This is a genomic window from Caloranaerobacter longqiensis (assembly GCF_050286925.1).
Lineage (GTDB): Bacteria > Bacillota > Clostridia > Tissierellales > Thermohalobacteraceae > Caloranaerobacter.
On the sequence record NZ_JBFWFX010000014.1, the window covers coordinates 1 to 20,518 of the forward strand.

Annotated in this window: 22 protein-coding genes; 16 read left to right on the top strand and 6 right to left on the bottom strand. The window is 28.7% G+C overall.

Annotation, left to right across the window (positions count from 1 at the left end; translation table 11 throughout):
• The first annotated feature begins 343 nt into the window (after window positions 1-343).
• From AB4Y15_RS10620 to AB4Y15_RS10650, 7 genes are all read left to right on the top strand, one after another.
• Window positions 344-1,291 carry a PIG-L deacetylase family protein gene (locus tag AB4Y15_RS10620; protein ID WP_427340331.1) on the top strand — a complete coding sequence of 316 codons (948 nt, stop codon included), beginning with the start codon at window positions 344-346 and terminating at the stop codon, window positions 1,289-1,291.
• A complete protein-coding gene (locus AB4Y15_RS10625) occupies window positions 1,275-2,054 on the top strand; it encodes a GNAT family N-acetyltransferase (RefSeq protein ID WP_427340332.1) in 780 nt (259 codons plus the stop codon). The genes AB4Y15_RS10620 and AB4Y15_RS10625 overlap by 17 nt, the downstream gene beginning before the upstream one ends.
• Before the next feature lie 52 nt (window positions 2,055-2,106).
• Window positions 2,107-2,598: a DUF4330 domain-containing protein gene (locus tag AB4Y15_RS10630; protein ID WP_427340333.1), complete on the top strand. Its 492-nt coding sequence runs from the start codon at window positions 2,107-2,109 to the stop codon at window positions 2,596-2,598.
• A 17-nt stretch (window positions 2,599-2,615) separates the two neighbouring features.
• Window positions 2,616-3,158, top strand: coding sequence for a hypothetical protein (locus AB4Y15_RS10635; RefSeq protein WP_427340334.1), 543 nt, complete (start codon window positions 2,616-2,618; stop codon window positions 3,156-3,158).
• Window positions 3,159-3,160: 2 nt separating this feature from the next.
• On the top strand, window positions 3,161-4,492 hold the full coding sequence (locus AB4Y15_RS10640) for an O-antigen ligase family protein (RefSeq protein WP_427340335.1): 1,332 nt from the start codon (window positions 3,161-3,163) through the stop codon (window positions 4,490-4,492).
• Between the two features lie 192 nt (window positions 4,493-4,684).
• Window positions 4,685-5,026, top strand: coding sequence for a hypothetical protein (locus AB4Y15_RS10645; protein ID WP_427340336.1), 342 nt, complete (start codon window positions 4,685-4,687; stop codon window positions 5,024-5,026).
• 312 nt (window positions 5,027-5,338) lie between these two features.
• Window positions 5,339-5,890 (top strand): hypothetical protein, encoded by a 552-nt coding sequence (locus tag AB4Y15_RS10650; RefSeq protein WP_427340337.1) that lies wholly within the window; start codon window positions 5,339-5,341, stop codon window positions 5,888-5,890.
• A gap of 318 nt (window positions 5,891-6,208) precedes the next feature.
• On the opposite strand, the gene AB4Y15_RS10655 is transcribed toward AB4Y15_RS10650, so the two are convergent.
• Window positions 6,209-6,520, bottom strand: a complete 312-nt coding sequence (locus tag AB4Y15_RS10655; RefSeq protein WP_163234915.1) for a hypothetical protein — start codon at window positions 6,518-6,520, stop codon at window positions 6,209-6,211.
• A 425-nt stretch (window positions 6,521-6,945) separates the two neighbouring features.
• Here AB4Y15_RS10655 and AB4Y15_RS10660 point away from each other — a divergent pair, with 425 nt between their 5' ends.
• The gene (locus AB4Y15_RS10660) at window positions 6,946-7,737 is read left to right on the top strand and encodes a hypothetical protein (protein WP_427340338.1); all 792 of its coding nucleotides are present in this window, start codon (window positions 6,946-6,948) and stop codon (window positions 7,735-7,737) included.
• A 127-nt stretch (window positions 7,738-7,864) separates the two neighbouring features.
• Here the strand turns inward: AB4Y15_RS10660 and AB4Y15_RS10665 are convergent, their stop codons facing one another.
• Genes AB4Y15_RS10665 through AB4Y15_RS10675 form a run of 3 tightly spaced genes read right to left on the bottom strand, consistent with a single transcriptional unit; the run spans window position 7,865 to window position 12,106 of the window.
• Complete coding sequence (locus AB4Y15_RS10665; protein ID WP_427340339.1) at window positions 7,865-9,667, bottom strand: NADH-dependent [FeFe] hydrogenase, group A6; 1,803 nt, start codon at window positions 9,665-9,667, stop codon at window positions 7,865-7,867.
• A 15-nt stretch (window positions 9,668-9,682) separates the two neighbouring features.
• Complete coding sequence (locus AB4Y15_RS10670; protein WP_427340340.1) at window positions 9,683-11,581, bottom strand: NADH-ubiquinone oxidoreductase-F iron-sulfur binding region domain-containing protein; 1,899 nt, start codon at window positions 11,579-11,581, stop codon at window positions 9,683-9,685.
• A 12-nt stretch (window positions 11,582-11,593) separates the two neighbouring features.
• Window positions 11,594-12,106: an NADH-quinone oxidoreductase subunit NuoE family protein gene (locus AB4Y15_RS10675; RefSeq protein WP_427340341.1), complete on the bottom strand. Its 513-nt coding sequence runs from the start codon at window positions 12,104-12,106 to the stop codon at window positions 11,594-11,596.
• A 143-nt stretch (window positions 12,107-12,249) separates the two neighbouring features.
• Here AB4Y15_RS10675 and AB4Y15_RS10680 point away from each other — a divergent pair, with 143 nt between their 5' ends.
• The gene (locus AB4Y15_RS10680) at window positions 12,250-12,747 is read left to right on the top strand and encodes a Csac_0668 family 2Fe-2S cluster-binding (seleno)protein (RefSeq protein ID WP_427340342.1); all 498 of its coding nucleotides are present in this window, start codon (window positions 12,250-12,252) and stop codon (window positions 12,745-12,747) included.
• Window positions 12,748-12,861: 114 nt separating this feature from the next.
• On the opposite strand, the gene AB4Y15_RS10685 is transcribed toward AB4Y15_RS10680, so the two are convergent.
• Window positions 12,862-13,122, bottom strand: a complete 261-nt coding sequence (locus tag AB4Y15_RS10685; RefSeq protein WP_427340343.1) for a hypothetical protein — start codon at window positions 13,120-13,122, stop codon at window positions 12,862-12,864.
• A 712-nt stretch (window positions 13,123-13,834) separates the two neighbouring features.
• On the opposite strand from AB4Y15_RS10685, the gene AB4Y15_RS10690 reads away from it, so the two are divergent.
• From AB4Y15_RS10690 to AB4Y15_RS10705, 4 genes are read left to right on the top strand one after another with little or no spacing between them, the layout of a single operon-like run.
• On the top strand, window positions 13,835-14,428 hold the full coding sequence (locus AB4Y15_RS10690; RefSeq protein WP_427340344.1) for a FeoB small GTPase domain-containing protein: 594 nt from the start codon (window positions 13,835-13,837) through the stop codon (window positions 14,426-14,428).
• Window positions 14,412-15,863 carry a nucleoside recognition domain-containing protein gene (locus tag AB4Y15_RS10695; RefSeq protein WP_427340345.1) on the top strand — a complete coding sequence of 484 codons (1,452 nt, stop codon included), beginning with the start codon at window positions 14,412-14,414 and terminating at the stop codon, window positions 15,861-15,863. The genes AB4Y15_RS10690 and AB4Y15_RS10695 overlap by 17 nt, the downstream gene beginning before the upstream one ends.
• Window positions 15,860-16,039, top strand: a complete 180-nt coding sequence (locus AB4Y15_RS10700) for a hypothetical protein (RefSeq protein ID WP_427340346.1) — start codon at window positions 15,860-15,862, stop codon at window positions 16,037-16,039. The genes AB4Y15_RS10695 and AB4Y15_RS10700 overlap by 4 nt, the downstream gene beginning before the upstream one ends.
• Entirely contained in the window at window positions 16,032-16,280 is a 249-nt protein-coding gene (locus AB4Y15_RS10705; protein WP_427340347.1) for a FeoA family protein, read from the top strand. The genes AB4Y15_RS10700 and AB4Y15_RS10705 overlap by 8 nt, the downstream gene beginning before the upstream one ends.
• An 82-nt stretch (window positions 16,281-16,362) precedes the next feature.
• On the opposite strand, the gene AB4Y15_RS10710 is transcribed toward AB4Y15_RS10705, so the two are convergent.
• Window positions 16,363-16,593, bottom strand: coding sequence for a DUF1450 domain-containing protein (locus AB4Y15_RS10710; RefSeq protein ID WP_427340348.1), 231 nt, complete (start codon window positions 16,591-16,593; stop codon window positions 16,363-16,365).
• A 123-nt stretch (window positions 16,594-16,716) separates the two neighbouring features.
• Here AB4Y15_RS10710 and AB4Y15_RS10715 point away from each other — a divergent pair, with 123 nt between their 5' ends.
• The 3 genes from AB4Y15_RS10715 to AB4Y15_RS10725 all read left to right on the top strand — a co-directional run bounded on the left by AB4Y15_RS10715 (window position 16,717) and on the right by AB4Y15_RS10725 (window position 20,206).
• The gene (locus tag AB4Y15_RS10715) at window positions 16,717-17,994 is read left to right on the top strand and encodes an ATP-binding protein (protein WP_427340349.1); all 1,278 of its coding nucleotides are present in this window, start codon (window positions 16,717-16,719) and stop codon (window positions 17,992-17,994) included.
• Window positions 17,991-18,824 (top strand): DNA-binding domain-containing protein, encoded by an 834-nt coding sequence (locus tag AB4Y15_RS10720; protein WP_427340350.1) that lies wholly within the window; start codon window positions 17,991-17,993, stop codon window positions 18,822-18,824. The genes AB4Y15_RS10715 and AB4Y15_RS10720 overlap by 4 nt, the downstream gene beginning before the upstream one ends.
• 122 nt (window positions 18,825-18,946) lie before the next feature.
• Window positions 18,947-20,206, top strand: a complete 1,260-nt coding sequence (locus tag AB4Y15_RS10725) for a dicarboxylate/amino acid:cation symporter (protein WP_427340351.1) — start codon at window positions 18,947-18,949, stop codon at window positions 20,204-20,206.
• Window positions 20,207-20,518 lie beyond the last annotated feature (312 nt).

Sequence of the window (20,518 nt, forward strand, 5' to 3'; positions counted from 1 at the left end):
GGTATGAGGACAGTAGAAGTGTTATAGAGAAAATAAACTTGGCTAAAGAATTTAAAATAGGTGGAATTTCATTATGGAGGTTAGGTAATATACCTGATTATTATAATCCAGGAAATCAAGAATTTTATTTGGATATTTGGCTGCAAATACAGAAAAATATTGCTGAATAAAGAGAAAAGCATGGCAGAAAAATCTGCCATGCTTTTTAAATATGAAAATATTTGAAATAATGAAGGATTTTGAAATTAAAAGTCGAATATGAGATAAAGTATAGGTATTGGCATTGGGGGTAATTTTTATTTAAGTTTTATAATTATGATATGGGGCTGGGGGATGAATTATTATGAAGGGAATAATAAAACAATTATTAAATTACCCGATGAAAATTGCAAATAGTATATTTTTGTATTTTTACTATAAGTTGAGTAAAAAAGGAAGGTATGAAGTCAAAGAGGTACTTAACCAGTCTACTCAAAGAGTGGTTATATTAGCACCACATGTTGATGATGAGAGCATAGGAGCTGGTGCTGCTTTATTAAAGCATGCAAGAAGTGGAGATGAAATAACGTGTGTTTATATAACTGATGGAAGTGCTTGTAACACTGATTTTTCTAGAGATACAATTATTGCAGCAAGAAAAGAAGAAGCAGAGAAAGTAAAAGAGTTTATTGGATTAAAAGAAATAATTTTTTTAGATGAACAGGACGGTAATGTCAGTTCAAATCAAAATCTTGTAAATAAAATATATGAAATATTATATAGAATAAATCCTGATGTAATCTATGTTCCATTTATTATAGATGGTCATACCGATCATGTAGAGACGACAAAATCTTTATTATATGCATTAGAACAATATAATACTGATTTTTCAAATATATATTTATATGAGGTTAATTGTCCGATAATACCTAACATAATAAATATTATAAATATTTTGGATGTAGAGTTATTTAAACAAAAGAAAGAATTACTTAATCAATTTAAATCACAAAGTGTGATGGATTTTGACGTATTTCTTTTGTTGAATCGTATGGAGCGTTTATTAAATGGAAAATGTTACGGAGCAGAAGTTTTTATTAAAACAGATGTGAAAAAGCTTAAAGCGATTTGTAAAGAACTTGAGAATGAAGGTTTTAAACCTGAACAATTTAGACAATTAAGTTCACGATATAATCTTTTGATAAGCCTTATAAAATCGTATTCATTAAAAAAGAAATATAGTAAAATTGTACATAAGATTATAAATCAAGGACAAAAAGGGGTGGCAAGTCTTGGAAAAAATTATTAATGGGTTTAGATATGTTTTAAAAAAGAGCTCGGAGATTTCAGAAGAAGAAGCAAAACACTTTATTGATGTATTTAATAATGTTTTTAATAAAAATTATGGAATGGATTGGTTCATATGGAAGTATATTGACAATATTTATGGTGATTCTTTTATTGTAATAGTTTATGATAAGGACAAGCCAATAGCTGTAAGAAGTTTCTGGAGAAATGATATCAAAGATAAAACGGAATCGTATCAGCCTGCAGATACATCGGTTTTACAAGAGTATAGGGGAAAAGGGATATTCAGTAATATGACAAAGCTGGTATTAAGTGAAATAGGCGATAGTATTATCTATAATTATCCTAACCAAAATTCATTTCCAGGATATATAAAATTAGGATGGAAATTGAAATACAAATATCATCTCCATCCGATTTTTAGTAAAAAGGTTCTTAAAAATTCAGAAAGTATTGTAGAAATTGATGATAAATATTTAAACTGGCGATTTGCAGATTGTCCGATAAAAAAATATTATTATTATGAGTATGATGGCAGGTATTATCTGTTGGTAAGAAGAAAAAATAATATTTATTATGTTTTAGGAAAGTTTAACAAAGAATTTATTAATAAGTTTGAAAAAGCTAAAGCACCTATTATGTTTTATTATTCGGACAAAAAGAGTAAGTTGTCTATTCTTAACAACAAATCTAATCTTGTTATGAAAAACTGTGATAGTGATAATATAGGATACATATCGATAATAAAAAATGATACTATTTAATTGTTATAAATAAATGTATAAGGGGATATCGATAAAGGGAGGAAGTAAAAAAATGAAGCTAATAGATAATAAGGGTAAAATTTTTGGTACGATAAATATAATTGATATTTCTGTTATTATTATATTAGTTGTATTAATAGTTGGAGGTATTAATAGATTTACGAGAGTAACTCCTCAAGTAATCAAAGAAAGTCAAAAAGCTATAGTAAAGGTTGAAATCAGTAAAGTTAGACAGCCTACTGTAGATGGGATTAAAGAGGGAGATATTTTGTATCATTATGATAAAGGTCGAGTATTTGGCAAGATTATTAGTAAAGAGGTTATAAATAGTAAAGAAGCAGTTGCAACGAGTGATGGTAAAATAGTATTGGCAGATATTCCAGGGAAATATGATGTTATTTTAAGCGTTGAAGCTAATGCCATAAATACTTCTAACGTTATTATAATTGGAGGAGAGCATACTAGAATAGGTTCTAGGTTTAAATTAAAGAATAGGAAAATAGCTGTGTTTGGAACAGTATTGGGGATAGATTTATTAGAATAGAGGATTAGGAGGGTGCTATGTCTAATAGCTTTGTTTTAAACATGTTACATAGAATATGGGATAATATATGTATTTTTTATGATAATAGTTGCTTAAAAGCTATAAATTGTAGAATTGGAAACTATTTTAAATTTTTATCTAATGGTTCTGTAGTTATTCATTTTTTTACTAATGAAAAGAGCCTTTTTCAATCGAGCTTGTTTTATAAAGTATATACACACCTTATAGATAAATTAATGTGTATTTTTTATTGTTCTAGGAAAGTTGTTAAGAAGTACAAAGATAATAGTTTTTTATATAAAGCAGTTTCGAGTTTATTTCAAAATGAACAAGAGGGTTTTTATTCAGTTTCAATATTTATAATAACTTTTAGTTTAGTTACCATAACAATAAACATTATTAGAGGTGGAGTTATTATTTCCAATCTACTTTTATTAATTTTATTGATAATTGGTATATTTATGTTTAAGACAAGGAAATATTTTGCAGATATTATACGAAACAGTTTTTTTGTTAATATAATCAGGAATCTATTTATGATAGATGATGGAGGAGAATAATTATGGTAAAAACATCGAAAAAGATGCAGACTATTATTCCTTTGTGTCTTGCGATAATAACTTGTATTTTATTATTTAATATCCCATTGAAGTTATTTATTTTAATATTTGGAGGAATTTTGGTTGGAATATTATCAATATACAACATTAATATTGGAATAGCCATATCAATAATCGGATTACCGTTCATTCCTGATGAATTATCATTAATATTTATTATATTTTTAGTTGGGGTATTTCTTTTTAACCAATTGTATAGAGAGGATTATTCTATCAGAGGAAGTTTTATGGGTATACCAATAATTATTTTTGTGCTTGCAATAATCATATCTACAATTACATCAACTAATCCTACTGGAAGTTTTAGAGATTTAGCAATACATTTATCAGCTTTAGGTTTTCTTTTTATTATTGTAAATAGCGTAAAGAATAAAAACGAATTGAATGTATTGCTTACAACGTTTACTTTTGTAGCGACTCTTGTTGCACTATATGGATTGTATCAATATAAAATAGGTATAAACATTGAGGCTAAATGGGTAGATAAAGCTAGTAATCCTGATATTACCACTAGAATTTTTTCTGTTTTTGGGAATCCTAATATTTTTGCTGAATATCTTATTATGTCTATTCCAATATCAATATCATTATTTTGGACTTCTAAAAAGATTTTGAAAAAGCTGATTTTTCTTTTGACATCTTTAATATTAACTATTGCTTTAATTTTGACATTTTCAAGAGGTGGATGGGTAGGTTTCGTTTTTGGTATATTTATATTTATTTTATTAGTTGAAAAAAGACTATTGTTGTCTTTAATTCCAATAGGTATAATATCTGTTTTTATCATTCCAACTTCAGTCTTGAATAGAATAATGAGTATAGTTAATTTAAATGATACTTCGAATTCATATAGGATTAGGTTATGGAAAATAACTTTAGATGTTATTCGGGATAATTGGGTAGTAGGAGTAGGTTTTGGTCATCTTCCATTCAAACAGACATTTGAGACATATATAAGAACTATGCCGACATATCATGCTCATAATACATTTTTAGAAATAACTGCGGAAATGGGAATTATAGGATTAATTATTTTATTAACAATATTATTTGTAACTTACAAATATTCAATAAAAAATTTAACAAAGCAACAGGATAAATATTTGAGAGTTATTACAGCAGGTCTTTTAGCAGGATTATCTTCTGTGTTATGTCATGGATTAGTTGAAAACATATTATATATGCCTAAAATAATAATTACATTTTGGACTGTAATTGCTTTTATTTTTGTTACAATCAGATTATCTGAAAAGCGTGATGATGTAAGATCTTAAATATTGTCAAGAATATTTGGCAGTAAATACAGAAAAATATTGCTGAATAAAGATAAAAGCATGGCGGAAAGTATGCCATGATGCTATAGAGATATGTTTGGTAGAGTTAATGCATCGGATTTGCTCTAATCTTTTGATAATACTGTATTTTGAAAGAGGTGATTAAAAATTATAAGAAATAAAATATTTTCTTTGTTAATAGTGATAACGGTTTTGTGTTTAATTACGAGTTATGCTTATTTTGATAAAAATAAGCAACTTAAACATATGCAAGAAGAATATATTAAGCAGAAGGCAATTACTATGAGTTTATGTACTTATAATGGCGCAAAAGATATTTTGATAAAAAACTCAACAGATACGGCTTTAGATTACATAATGTGCACTATGAATATTAATAAGAAGAAGAGAGTAGAAATAGTAGAAATCAAAGTTAATTCATATAATATAAATGATGATAATACTATAAGTGTATATGTTTCTATTGAGGAGAGACATTTTAAAAGTATATTATTTCACGAAATGATATTTTAAAAAATAGATGGAGATTGGAAATTAGTTGAATTTGGAGTAAGTGCATAAATTATGGAATATAGAGATATAACACCATAGATTGATGATGATTTTAAGTAGAATAAAGAAAAAAGCATGGCGAGAAATATGTTGTATCCAAGACCACCAAATAAAAAGCTTACTAAATTCAAATTGATACTGGTAAGCAAATTTAATAGAGTTAATAAGCTGTTTGATATAGGGATATAGTAAATAGATTGGGAATTTAGGCTATATAAGAATGTCATAAATTTCTGATATATAAATGAGTATTAGTGAGGGAAAGTTTAAATCATGAAGAGAAAATTATTATTAATTTTAATTTTGATAATAAGTTTTGGAAGTTTTGGTTGTGAAAAAGAAAATATTGAAGAAAGGAATATTAAGCAGGTTATAAAACAATATTTTGATTTGAAATATAGTTCTTATGTTGAAGGTGAATATAAAGACATATCACATTTATTGGATATGGCTATAGAAGGGAATCAATATGAGGTAGAATTTTTAAAGTATGAAATTGATGCAATGAATTATCAAAAGGATTATAGTTTTGAAAAGTATCCGTTAAATATTTATTTTAATAAGATAGATGTTAATAAAAATAAAGCAGAGGTTGATATTAATGTTGAAGATGATGGTGTAATAGAACATATATATCCTGCATTTTTAGATTGGGGACAACATGAGATTATTATGATAAAAAAAGAAGGTAAATGGATAATACAAAATGATTTATATACCGATATACTAGGACATAAATCTAATAAAAAACTAAAAGATGTTGAAAATCTTAGAAAAGATTATAAAACGAGATTAGATAGATTTAGAACTAAGAATATAAAATAATCAGAAACAGATGAGGCTACAATCTTTTATATTCGTTATGATAAGTATCCCTATGATAATAATAGAGCGGTACAATATTTGGATGACTATACTAAAAATCGTAATACTATGTTTATGCTGCTCCTAATGACTGCACTAATTTTGTTTCGCAAGTGATTTGGTATGGATGTGCGTCGGGCATGCGTAACAACTAGATGGAGAAAGCGCACTGTGGGGATTGACCATGCCCAACTACTAGCCAAAGGCAAGGGGAACTATCATAAGGTGGAATCTAAAGGATATATGGGAGAGAAGAGTAATCCCTTTTTATAAACTAGGTTAATTCGAGTTTTCTTTTTCAGGCATGTTTGCTTTATGATATTCGTATTTCTCTTGGTTTTGCTTTTCACGTATTTCTTTTTCTAATTGCTCAAGTAACTGTTCAAGTTTTTCCCTATCTTCACTTGTCAACTGATAGTTTGTTTTAGACTTATTTTCATCTTTAGTTAGTTTTTGTACTGATAGTTTGTTGTTTTTTTCTTTATTAAACAGATTTTTAATTTGATGAGAAATAATATTTTCTTTGTTTTGAATACAGACAGATGTTATCAATATTATACATATAATAATTATTATTTTTATTCTGTTCAATTAAAACACCTCCTATCTATTATACATTCTACAATAAATTTCACTTTTCCTTCATTAATAGTTAAAAATATACAAAATTTTACCGATAAATTTTTACATTTTTTTTATTATATGTTTGTTAAAATATAAATAGGTAGTGTAAAAAAATATAAAAAAATATAAAAGAAATTGGAAATGGTTTAAGGTGCTATTTTTAAGAAATTTACCCAAAATAGCATAAATATCAAATAATATGTAATTTAACATTAACATAAAGTATTCTAATAATATTTATTAAGTTGATAATTAAAGATTTCATTTTTGGGTGTCAAATTTGCTCTAAACTTTTGACACTACGTATGAACAAAAGGGGGGGAAGCCTATGTAGATAAGTACTTTACATACCCATATATTATACCGAATATATTATTAAGGGAGGGTTTTAAATGAAGAGAACTTTAGTAGTACTATTGATTTTATTATTAATAATTGGCAGTACGTCATTAATTTATGCAGTTGATGATGTACAAAATAATCATGAAACACATGAACATGAGAATGAAAAAGACACTGTTAATCCAACATACATACCACATCCATGTCATTCCGGAATTAGTTGTGCTTATTGTGACCGATATTGCATAGTTACAAGAAGTTGTGGCTGCGAATATCATTTATATAAGTGTTGCTGTGGTAAGGAGATGCCTCTAAGAGTTAAGGATTTAGTGAAACTTTGTCCTACTCATGCCCCATACAATAAAGATTCAGAATATATTTCAACTAAATCAATATTTAAGTCTGAAACTTTACTACAAGAAATTCAGAATACAATAGACGAAATACAAAATTCAAAAATTATTTCACCAATGTATAAGGTCATACATATATGTCATACTGGACCAGACCATAGAGAATGTGAATGGTGGAAATTTTCATATAAATGTGGCTGTGTAAATACAGAGTATCATTGTTGTTGTGGTAAAAGGGTAAGTTCTGAAGTTGAATATTGTGACGAGCATTTTATTTTACCTAAATCAATAGAAGCAAAAAATATAACACTAATGTATGAGGCTATACATCCATGTCATACCGGATTAGAACATAAAAAGTGCGAAAAAGAAACTTTTTATTGCCCAGGAGGTTGTGGCTGTTACACAGTTAACTATAATTGTTGTTGTGGTAAATCTATGTCGGTAAAAAATTATTTTTGTGATGAGCATGAGAATTTTGGTTGGTAAAAAATATTTTAATGGTTTCTGTAAGTAGACAGGTATGATATATATATCTTGTAATTAATATTGTGGGAATTTTTCGACTAACATAAACCAATATATATCTATGACATAAAGCGTAGCAATTTTCTTGCTACGCTTTTAAATAAGGATATTTTCCTCTTTCTACATAACTTGTGTGAAGATATTTTTTTGATACTTCTGATAGAGGATGCCCTAAAAATTCTTTATATATCTGTTTAACTCTAGGATTTTCATGAGAGCGTCTAATTTTTTTACCCTTTTCAATATTATATAACGTATCACTTCTGTTATGTCGATAACTTAAAGAAATATATTTATGATCTCTACTGCCTAGTATAGGTTGCCCTCCACCTCCGACACATCCTCCAGGGCATGCCATAACTTCCATATAGTCAAATTTCTTTTCTCCACTTTTATACATTTCTAAAGCTCTTTTAGCATTTCCAGTACCGTGTGCAATAGCAATAGTTATTGTTTTATCTCCAAGTGTAACTTTTCCATATTTAAGTCCGCTTTGACCTCTAGCTTCTTTGTAATCAGGAACGGGCATTTCTTTTCCTGTTATTAATTTATGGGCAGTTCTTACGGCAGCTTCTAAAACTCCGCCTGTAGCCCCAAAAATCATTCCTGCACCACTATATTGGTCAAAAGGTTCATCATATTCTTCATCTGGTAGGTTGACGAAATCAATTCCTACTTGTCTAATCATTCTACCTAATTCTCTTGTTGTTAGAACATAATCAACATTTCTAAATCCATCTGATTGCATTTCAGGGCGCATTGCTTCATATTTTTTAGCTGTGCAAGGCATTATTGCTACATTCACAATATTTTTAGGGTCTATACCATATTTTTTAGCATACCAGGTTTTAGTCAAGGCGCCACACATTTCATGAGGTGATTTAGTAGTTGAAAGGTGCGGTAAAAATTCAGGATAAAAATGTTCAGCAAATTTTACCCAACCAGGACAGCAAGATGACAATAGTGGTAAATGATCAGGATGTTTTAAAAGTCTTTCGACTAACTCACTAGCTTCTTCCATTATAGTCAAATCGGCTGTTACATCAGTTGCAAAAACCTTGTCGAATCCTATCCTTCTTAAAGCAGCAATTAATTTACCAGCTACAAAAGAGCCTATAGGCATACCAAAAATTTCTCCTATTGTAACCTGTATTGAAGGGGCAGTTTGTGCAATAACATGTTTATTTGGATCAGATATTGCCGCCCATACTTCAGTTATAGATTCTTTTTCTGTTAATGAAGCGGTAGGACATGCGAGTACACATTGACCGCACATTATACATGTTACATCAGATAAATCTTTTTGAAATGCTGGGGCAATAATTGTATCTAATCCACGATTGATAGGAGAATATACATAACATTCCTGTATTTTATTACATATTGCCATACATCTTCTACAATTAATACATTTGTTGTAATCTCTCTGTATTGCAGGGTTATTATCAAAGAAACCGTAATCTTTCATTTCACCTGTATATGGTATATTTCTAATTCCAAGATTATCTGCTATATTTTGAAGTTCACAGTTTAGGTTTCTGATACAAGTTAGGCATTCTCTATGATGATTCGATAAAAGTAAAGTTACAGCAGTTTTTCTGGCTCTGCGAACTCTTTCTGTATTAGTCCTTATTTTAAGTCCTTCTCTTACTGGATATACACATGATGCCTGTAGAGTTCTTGAACCTTCAATTTCTACTACACAAACTCTACAAATTCCTATTTCATTTATATCTTTTAAATAGCATAGACTTGGAATTTCTATATTAACAAGTCTTGCAGCATCTAAAACAGTAATACCGTCAGGAACTTGATAATCTCTACCATCTATATTTATGGTTACAGTTTTATCAGAAAGTTTAGCATCTTCTTTTTCTCTAATGTTTTCCATTATCTTCACCTACCTTTATCGTTTGTAAATTGCATTTACAGGGCATTTTGGAATACATGCACCGCATTTTATACAAATATCCTGATTTATATAAAATGGAGGTTTTTTATGTTCGCCCGTTATTGCATTAACAGGACAAACTCTCGCACAAATGCCACATGCAATGCATTTTTCTTCAGATATTACAACTTTAAGCAAGTCATTACACACGCCTGCTGGGCAAGTTTTATCTTTAATATGTGCTATATACTCATCTCTAAAGTATTTTAATGTACTCAATATTGGATTTGGAGCTGTTTGGCCTAATCCACATAGTGAAGAGTCTTTTATGTCATAGCATAAGTTTTCGAGAATTTCTAAATCTTCCATTTCTCCTTTGCCAGAAGTTATTTTATTTAATATTTCTAATAATCGTTTAGTGCCTATTCTGCATGGTACACATTTTCCACATGATTCATCTTGGGCAAACTGAAGATAAAACCTTGCTATATCAACCATACAGTCTGTTTCATCCATAATAATCATACCGCCAGAACCCATCATAGAACCGATATCTGTTAAAGATTTGAAATCTATTTTTGTATCTAATAGAGATTCTGGGATACACCCACCAGAAGGACCACCAGTTTGAACGGCTTTAAATTTCTTATTATCATGAATTCCTCCGCCTATTTCGTATATAATGGTTCTTAATGTAGTTCCCATTGGGACTTCGATTAATCCTGTGTTATTTATTTGCCCTGCAAGTGCAAAAACTTTAGTACCTTTACTATCTTCAGTTCCAATACTCGAATACCATTTTGCACCTTTTCTCAATATAATTGGAATATTAGCATAAGTTTCTACATTGTTATTTAATGTTGGCATTTCCCATAAACCTACTTCAGCAGGGAAAGGAGGTCTTGGTCTAGGTTCGCCTCTTAATCCCATTACAGACTGTATAAGGGCAGTTTCTTCTCCACAGACGAATGCACCAGCACCTAGCCTAATATCAAGGTCAAAGCTAAATGATGAGCCTAAAATATTTTTTCCTAAAAGGCCTAGTTTTCTAGCTTGCTCAATTGCAATTTCAAGTCTTTCAACAGCGATTGGGTATTCAGCTCGTACATAAATATATCCTTGAGAAGCACCTATAGTGTATCCTGCTATTATCATTGCTTCAATTACACTATGAGGATCGCCTTCTAGGATAGAACGATCCATAAAAGCACCAGGATCGCCTTCATCTGCATTACACAATACATACTTTTTATTACCTTCATAATTTCTTGCATATTCCCACTTAAGTCCTGTCAGAAATCCACCGCCGCCTCTACCTCTTAAACCTGATTCTTTTAAGGTTTTTATTATTTCTTCAGGATTAGTTTTATTTTCTAGTATATTAGCTAAAGCTAAATATCCATCTAAAGCTATGTATTCTCTTATATCTTCAGGATTTATTAATCCACAATTTCTTAATGCTATTCGCATTTGATGATTGAAAAAATCTATTTCATCAATAGTTTCTTGAATTTCATTATTAGATGGCGATTTGTATAGTAATTTTTCGACAATTTGCCCATTCATAATATGTTTATCTAAAATCTCATCAATATCATTTTGATCTACTTTAATATAGAAAGTTCTGTCAGGATGGACTACAATAATAGGTCCTAATTTACAAAAACCAAAACATCCAGTTTTAAAAACTTTGACTTTATCTTGTAGATTTCGTTTTTTAATCTCTTTTTCTAGTTTCTGTCTTACGATATTGCTTTTAGAAGAAGTACAGCCAGTTCCTGTACAGACTAAAATATGATATTTTTTTATTTCATTTTCTACTTTATATTCTTTGAAACGTAAGTTTATATCTTTTAAGGTTTCTTCTTTTAATGTTTCTATATCATAAATTGTTTTTAACGGACGTAGTTCCATATTCACCAACTCCTATTTTGATAATATGGTTTCTTTATGAGTTTTTATGTATTTATAAAGTATTGCGGGTATATCTGATGGGGTTAGCCTACCGTAAACTTCATCATTTATAGATATGACTGGAGCTAGCCCACAAGCACCTATGCATCTAGTTGCTTTTAATGTAAAAAGTCCGTCCATAGTTGTTTCTCCTACATCTATTTGCAATTCTTTTTTTATAGCTTCTAATACTTCTTGTGCTCCTTTTACATAGCAGGCAGTTCCTAGACAAACACCAATAGTATATTTACCTTGTGGTTTCTGAGAAAATAAAGAATAAAAACTAACAACGCCATTGATAGTTGAGATAGGTATGTTTAGTTTATCTGATATATATGATTGGACTTCTATGGGTAGATATCCGAAAATATCTTGTGATTTTTGTAAAATACGTATTAGCATTCCTTCTTGTTTTTTGTATTTTTCAATTATTTCATCTAATTTTTTATATTTTACTTCTAAATTTTTTTCAATTTTTAAATCCATTTATTTAGACACCTCGCTTTATCAGTCAAAATTTAATTTTATTATTTGTTAAAGTAAACATATTATTCAAAAAACCGTTAAAATAGAGGATAATATTTATATACTAAAAATATAAAAATGAAAAAATTAAGGGAGTGGATATGATGAAGCTTAATAAGAATTTATGTTGAGACAATGATACACAATCTACTGGGATAGTAGATAATAAGATATGTCCTAAATGTGGTAAAGAAGGGCAATATGTTGAGAATATTACTGTTAGGAACATGATAATTGAATGTAAAATGAAAGAAATTGGAGAAAGCGATTACTATATTTGTATGAATGAAGTATGTGATATAGCTTATTACAATAAAGAAGGTAAAATGTTTACTAAGAAAGATGTAAAAGTGCCTATTTGGTTTAAAATAGGTACTGAACCAAAATATATCTGCTATTGTAATAAGGTTACAGAAGAGCAGATAGAGAAGGCGATAATTGAAGATGGAGCTAGAAATGTTAAAGAGGTAATAGAATTTACTGGTGCTATGAAGAATGGTCAATGCAAGATAAAGAATCCAACAGGTAAATGTTGCTATGATGTAGTAAAGAAAACAGTTGATAGAATATTAGAGAAAATAGAACAAAAATCTTCGATTTAAAATTAAGGAGGATTTTGCCTATACCTATAAACGGAAATTATATTTTAAATTATCTACAGTTTAAAAGGAATATAATTTCCTTATGATAAAAGGGGTTTTAAGCCCCTTTTATAATTAGAAAATATTAATAATATTAGAATCAAATACAAAAGAAAATCTTATACGAGCAGTAGGATTAATATAAATTGTTAAAGTTGCAGTAGGAGAAGAACGCCTTGTACCTGATGTAAAAGACACATCAAAATCAATATTAGCTTTAATGAGCAAAGCTATTACTGCATTAAGCTGTGCAATTTCAATAACATCACAGTCTAGTATTTTTTTAAATACTCCTGTCGAAAGGATATTAAGTACATCTTTATTTATTGTAGTCATTTCAATCTCCCCTACATTTACTCATAATATTATATGTTTAATATGGTGTATTGCGTGAAATTACTAAAAGTATTTTAGATTTTAGAATAATGTGATATAGTAATGCATTCAAAGGTAAAGCTTCAATGCCTAGGTAAGTAAATTTATTTTGCAATGCAAATGACCTATATGTTCCTTATTAAATAAAAAAGAGGTGTTATTTTATAGTTGATTATTACGAAAAAATAAAATCTGAAGCTGTAACTGATGAATATAAAGACATATTATTAAATCCATATTATCAAGTTGGATTTCAAGGCAAGGGGTATCATATATATGTAACTTCCTTGTATACTGAAAGTTATCATAAAAAATAAGCCAATATCAATAAAGGAAAAGGCTGTAGCTTTAGAAAAAATATATAATTGGTTAGGCAATTACAAGATTTTTTGAGAGAAATAGAATAAGTATTAAAAAACACATACAATGTATAAGTTAAATTTAGAGTTGCTAGTTTTTTGATACTATTAGAAATAAATATTACTTGCGATATTAAAATATGTATTATATAATACTATTGAGATTGATAATAGTTCTTATTATATATGCATATGATGTATTAGAAAGAAATGGTATTTAAAAAGCTCTCTCTGTATTTTTATAAGACAGGAGGGCCTAAATTTAAACCTTAAACTGATAATGATTATCAATATAAACTTTAGGGGGTTCTCATATGGAATGCTGCCAAAATAGACCATGGTATAAAAAGCTAATTTCTACGTTATTAGGGATTAATAGTTGTGATGGTGAGGTTAATCAAAACACACAAGGATTAGAAAAGATTGCTTTAGTTGGAAGTCCAAATGTTGGTAAAAGTGTATTATTCAATATATTAACTGGAGCTTATGTTACAGTTTCAAATTATCCTGGTACGACAGTTGAGGTTTCAAGAGGAAGAGGGAAAATTGGAAATACAGAATATGAAATAATAGATACTCCTGGTATGTATTCTCTTATGTGTATTACAGAAGAAGAAAAAGTAACAAGAGAGCTTTTGCTTAGAGAAAAGCCTAAAGCTGTAATTCATGTTATAGATGCTAAAAATATACAGAGAATGTTACCATTGACTATTCAGTTAATAGAGAGTGGATTACCTGTTATATTAGTTCTAAATATTATGGATGAAGCAGAGAGAATGGGACTTAAGATAGATATTGCTAAGTTGGAAAGAGATTTAGGAATACCAGTTATACCTACTGTAGCAGCTTTAAACAAAGGAATAGACACTTTAAAAGAAAGGATTGGAAGGTATGTTGAAGCAGCTTAATTTTAAATATGATGAAACTATAGAAAATTCAATAAGTAATATTATTGATAATTTAAAAGGTGAATATGTACTTTCGAAGAGGTCTATAGCTTTACTGTTATTACAGGAAGATGAAGATATTATTGAAAAAGTAAAGGAGACAGAGGGAAGTAACTATATTAAAATAAGTGAAATAATCAATAAAACTAAGGAGAAATATGATAAACCGTTAAGTTATGTTATAGCTCTTTCTAGACAAAAAGTTGTTGAAGATATTACAAGCGAGGTTGTTACCGAAAATGAGAAAAATAGAAGTAGTATATCTAACTTTCTTAGCAAATTAACTATGAATCCTGTTACGGGTATTCCAATTTTATTGCTTGTTATATATTTTGGATTATACAAATTTGTAGGTGAATTTGGAGCAGGGACAGTAGTAGATTTTTTAGAATCTCAAATATTTGAAGCATATGTAAATCCATGGGTTAATGGAATAGTAAATTCGGTTATACCTTGGAAATGGCTTCAAGATTTAATCGCTAATGATTACGGAATAATAACACTTGGTATTAGATATGCTGCTGCTATTGTCTTACCTATAGTCGGAACATTTTTCTTTGCATTTTCTATTATAGAGGACAGTGGGTATTTACCTAGATTAGCAATGCTTGTAGACAGAGTATTTAAAAAAATAGGATTAAACGGCCGTGCAGTTATACCTATGACTTTAGGGTTTGGTTGCGATACTATGGCGACTATGGTAAGTAGAACTTTAGAGACTAAAAGAGAGAGGATTATTGCTACTTTATTATTAGCTTTGGCAATACCATGTTCTGCGCAGTTAGGTGTAATTTTAGCACTACTGTCAGGGGAACCTAAGGCACTATTAGTTTGGATAATATTTATGGTATTTGTATTCTTATTTATAGGTTATTTGACATCTAAGATTATGCCAGGTGAAGGACCAAGTTTTTATATGGAAGTACCACCGCTTAGATTACCAAAATTGACAAATATATTAATAAAAACTTATACTAGAATGCAATGGTATTTTATTGAAATAGTACCTCTGTTTATATTTGCTAGTGTTTTAATTTGGTTTGGAAATATAACTGGACTATTTGATGTTTTAATAAATATGCTTAAACCTGCTGTAAATATGATAGGGTTACCAGATGATGTGGCTAAAGTATTTCTTTTTGGATTCTTTAGAAGAGATTATGGGGCAGCAGGACTTTATGACTTGCAGCAGGCAGGTATTTTATCCCCTAGACAGCTTGTAGTTGCAGCCGCAACATTAACTTTATTTGTTCCTTGTGTTGCTCAATTTGCAATGATGATTAAAGAAAGAGGTACAAAAACTGCTGTTTTAATGGGCGTATTTATATTGATATTCTCTTTTGTTGCAGGTTTTGTACTTAATTGGATGTTAGGTACGTTTGGGGTGTTAGCATGATAAAATGTAGCTTTTGTGGGTACGAATTTGATGAAAATGAAAGTAAAAAAGGATGCCAGAGCTGTCCTTTAAATAAAAATTGTAATAAATATAAATGTCCTAATTGTGGTTTTGAAATACCTAAAGAGCCTAAACTAATACAACTTATTAAGAAATGGAGGAAAAGGAATGGCTAAAGCTCAAGATGATTCTAAAACAATCCCTGCAGTTAAAATGAAGAGCGGTGAAGAAGGTATTATTGCAGAGTTAAATACAGACAGTAAGTCTATATTAAGAAAGCTTATGGCCATGGGTATTTTACCTGGGATGAAAATAAAAATGATACAGACATTTCCATCTTATGTATTTCAAGTAGGTTATACGCAGGTTGCTGTTGATAAAGAAATTGCCTCTGTTATTTTGATAAATAAAAACTAGATTTTAGAAGTCTCTTAGCTTTTGACTAAGGGACTTTTTTAGTTGATAGTTGATTTTATTGCATAATAGTAAATGATTGAAATTATAAAATATAAGATTTTATCTCTTCAAACAACTCTTCTGGTGTATCAGCCTGAATTATCTCTCCATTTATTAGAGCAAAAGGTGAAGTTAAGCAGTCATCACAAAATCCAAGGCATGAGACAATTTCAATTTCAATATCATCATCTATTTCATTTTCTAACATTTCTATAGTTTTATCTGTGCCAAATCCGAAATTATTTTCACAGAATTGAATTTTGTAGTCAGCCATTATATTACCTCCTAAAAAGATTATAGTACTAGTATGGCTAAACAATTTAAAACTATACCAGTCTGATTTTTTCAAGATTTAAAATTTGTGTTAATATGAAATTATATATATAGAGGTGATTGTATGGCGAAAATTAAAAAAATGTTTTTTTTAGCTCTTAGTATTGCACTTATATCGCAATTTTATTTTAGTTTTATAGTAGAAAATTTTAGAATATCTCTTGCAGTAATAATCTTTACTTTTGGACTTTTTTGGTATAAAAGTTTAGACCCTATTATTATATCAGTAGTTACAAGTTTAGTTGTATTTTTATTTAGATATTTTCTATTTTCAATTAATCATTTAAGTTTTGAGCAGAGTTTTGCTGCAAATTATCCTGTGTTATTTTTTTATATGATATTTGGAATTTGCTTTCATATATTTGATTTGAGAAATAAGGAAAATAATCTCTTGTCATTGTTTGTAGGAATATTGGCTTGCGATTTCATCGCAAATTTTTGTGAAATATTGTTGAGATTAGATAAGATAACTTTAAATAATATTGCATCAGTTGTAAAAATATTGTTTTTAGTTGCTTTAATTAGAACGTTTATTTCGATATCATTATTATCATTTATAAAGTATTATAAACTATTGCTGATAAAAGAAGAGCATGAAGATAGATACAGGAAATTGGTTTTATTAACATCTAGTCTTAAAAGTGAGATATATTTCATGAAAAAAAATATTGATTATATAGAAAAAGTAATGAATAATTCATTTAAGCTATATGAAGCAATTTCTAATGATAAAACATTGAGTCATTTGAAAAATTTATCACTTTCTATAGCTAAAGATGTACATGAGATTAAAAAGGATTATATTCGAGTTATAAAGGGGATAGAGGAAATTGCTGTAAAAAAGATTGAATATTCAAGTATGAGTCTTAAAGATATTTTTTATATATTACAAGAAAGTACTAAGCGATACTTAGAAAATGAGAATTTGAATATAAATCTAATATTTCAAGTAGGGGATAATTTTAAAACCAAAGAGCATTATCATATTATTTCACTACTTAGAAATTTAATTAATAATTCTATTGAAGCGATTAACAAGACAGAAAAGAATGGATTTATAATGGTAATTCATTATAAAAAAGATGGTCATCATATATTTAAAGTTTATGACAATGGTGAAGGGATTAGAGAAAGAGATATAAAGAACATTTTTGACCCAGGTTTTTCCACTAAATTCAACCCAGAAACAGGTGACTTAAATAGAAGTATAGGGCTTACATTAGTTAAAGATATGGTAGAGAATTATTTTAAAGGTAAAATAACAGTAAGCTCAAAATATAAAGGTGGTACTGTTTTTCAAATCTCAATACCAGAAAAATTATTGGAGGTTGATGAAAATTGAAATTTTACATTGTTGAAGATGATTATAGTGTAATTAGAGTTATTGAAAACATTATAGAAGATAATGAATTAGGTGAATTAGTCGGATATTCACTAAAAGTAGATAATGTAATAAATGAAATACTTTTAAAAAGACCAGATATTGTTTTGATAGATTTACTAATGCCTGGTAAAGATGGAATACAAATGGTAAAGGAAATTAAAGGTTATAATAACCATATTAAATTTATTATGATTTCACAAGTGTCTTCAAAAGAAATGATAGGTAAAGCTTATGATGCAGGGATTGATTTTTTTATAAATAAACCAGTTAATGTTATTGAGATAGTTAAAGTAATAAAAAATGTTTCGGAAAAAATAAAGATGGAGAGAACATTAAATAGAATCAAGCGTATGTTTGATAATTTAGAATTAAATAGCCAAAGATATAAGAAGAAAGATAGAGAAGTAAAGATAAGACTTATATTGAGCCAATTAGGGATTTTAGGAGAAAAGGGAAGTGAAGATATAATTAATGTTTGCAATTATATAATTAGCAATAATTTAAAACCTTCGGACATTAAGATTAGAGATATTTGCAATAGTTTAAGCAATAGTCCAAAGGCTATGGAACAAAGAATTAGGAGAGCGATTAATAAAGCATTAGTTAACATTGTGAATTTAGGATTAGAAGATAATATGAATGATACCTTTATCAGATATTCAAATACGCTATTTGATTTTGAAGATGTAAAAGCAGAGATGGATCTTATAAGAGGCAAAAAAACTATAGGCGGCAAGATTAAGGTTCTTAAATTTATAGAAGGATTATTATTGTATAGTGAATTATAATCAACTCACACATTCATTATTTAGAAAATTCTGTGTATATTTTTGTATTATTTTGTATTTTAGCGATAGTTACCCTCTATAATTATTACAGAATATTAATATTACAAAAGGAGGGAAAATACATGAAAGATAAAACTAGTCTTACTCAAAAAATACTAATTGGTTTAATACTTGGTGTATTTTTTGGGATAATTTTAAACAAACTGCCATCAGGGTTTATTAAAGATACAATAATTATCGATGGAATTTTAAAACTAGTCGGTGGAATTTTTATTAATTCTATTAAGATGTTAGTTGTACCTTTGGTATTTGTTTCATTAGTTGTTGGGGCTTCATCTATAGGAGATATAAATAAACTTGGAAGAGTTGGTGTTAAAACTATAGCCTTTTATTTAATAACTACATGTATTGCAATAACACTTGCATTGATTGTGGCAAACATAATAGATCCTGGTATAGGATTAGATTTATCTAATATAATTAAAAAAGAGCCTACAATTGGAACTGCTAAATCATTTGTTGATGTTGTAATTGATATGGTTCCTATAAACCCAATAGCTTCACTTGCGAATGGCACTATGCTTCAAATAATAGTATTTGCATTATTGACTGGCGTAACTATGGCTCTTATAAGAGAAAAAGCACAGCCAGTTATTGATATTTTTAATTCTCTAAATGAAATAATGATGAAAATGGTAATGATAATAATGTTGATAGCACCATATGGAGTTTTTGCGCTTATTACTAATACTTTTGCAACTGTTGGATTTAAGGCAATGGTTCCATTGTTAAAATATATGGCAGCTGTTATCATAGCGCTTATTATACATGCAGGTTTAACATATATGGGCATACTAGGTGGATTGGGTAAATTAAATCCTATACAATTTTTAAAGAATTTTGCTCCTGCGATGAGTGTTGCATTTTCAACGGCTTCAAGTAATGGTACATTGCCAGTTACTATTGAAACGATAGAACAGAGGTGTGGAGTTTCTAAAAATATAGCTTCATTTACATTACCATTAGGTGCGACAATAAATATGGACGGAACTGCTATAATGCAGGGGATTGCTGTAGTTTTTATTTCTCAAGTATATGGTATTAATCTTTCATTACAGGCATTTCTAACGGTAATATTGACTGCAACATTAGCTTCAATAGGTACTGCTGGAGTGCCAGGAGTAGGGCTTATTACTCTATCAATGGTACTTCAATCTGTAGGTTTACCAGTCGAAGGTATTGCATTAATAATGGGAATAGATAGATTATTGGATATGTGTAGAACGGTTGTAAATATTACTGGAGATGCAGTTTGTACGATAGTTGTTTCAAAATCAGAAGGAGAATTTGATAAAGAAGTATATTATGCTAAAAATGAATAAGATAAGGTAGCACAAAACACATTTATTTAAGTTTCCCCATATTCATTGTATACTTACAAGATTTTGGGGAAACTTAAATTATTTATAAAAGAAAAAATGGGATTTCTATAATAAATTAAAAATGAAAATATTTTATTTACATTTTGGGGAAGTTATGATATTATTCATACATAAATACTATAATTAACCATATAACGATATAATTTCCTATAAATTGTTTTTTATCTTTATCAGATGAAATCTATTTTGAGGATGATTAATATGTTACAAAAATTAAGTATTGAGACTAGAAGTTTTATTAGAGTAATTCTC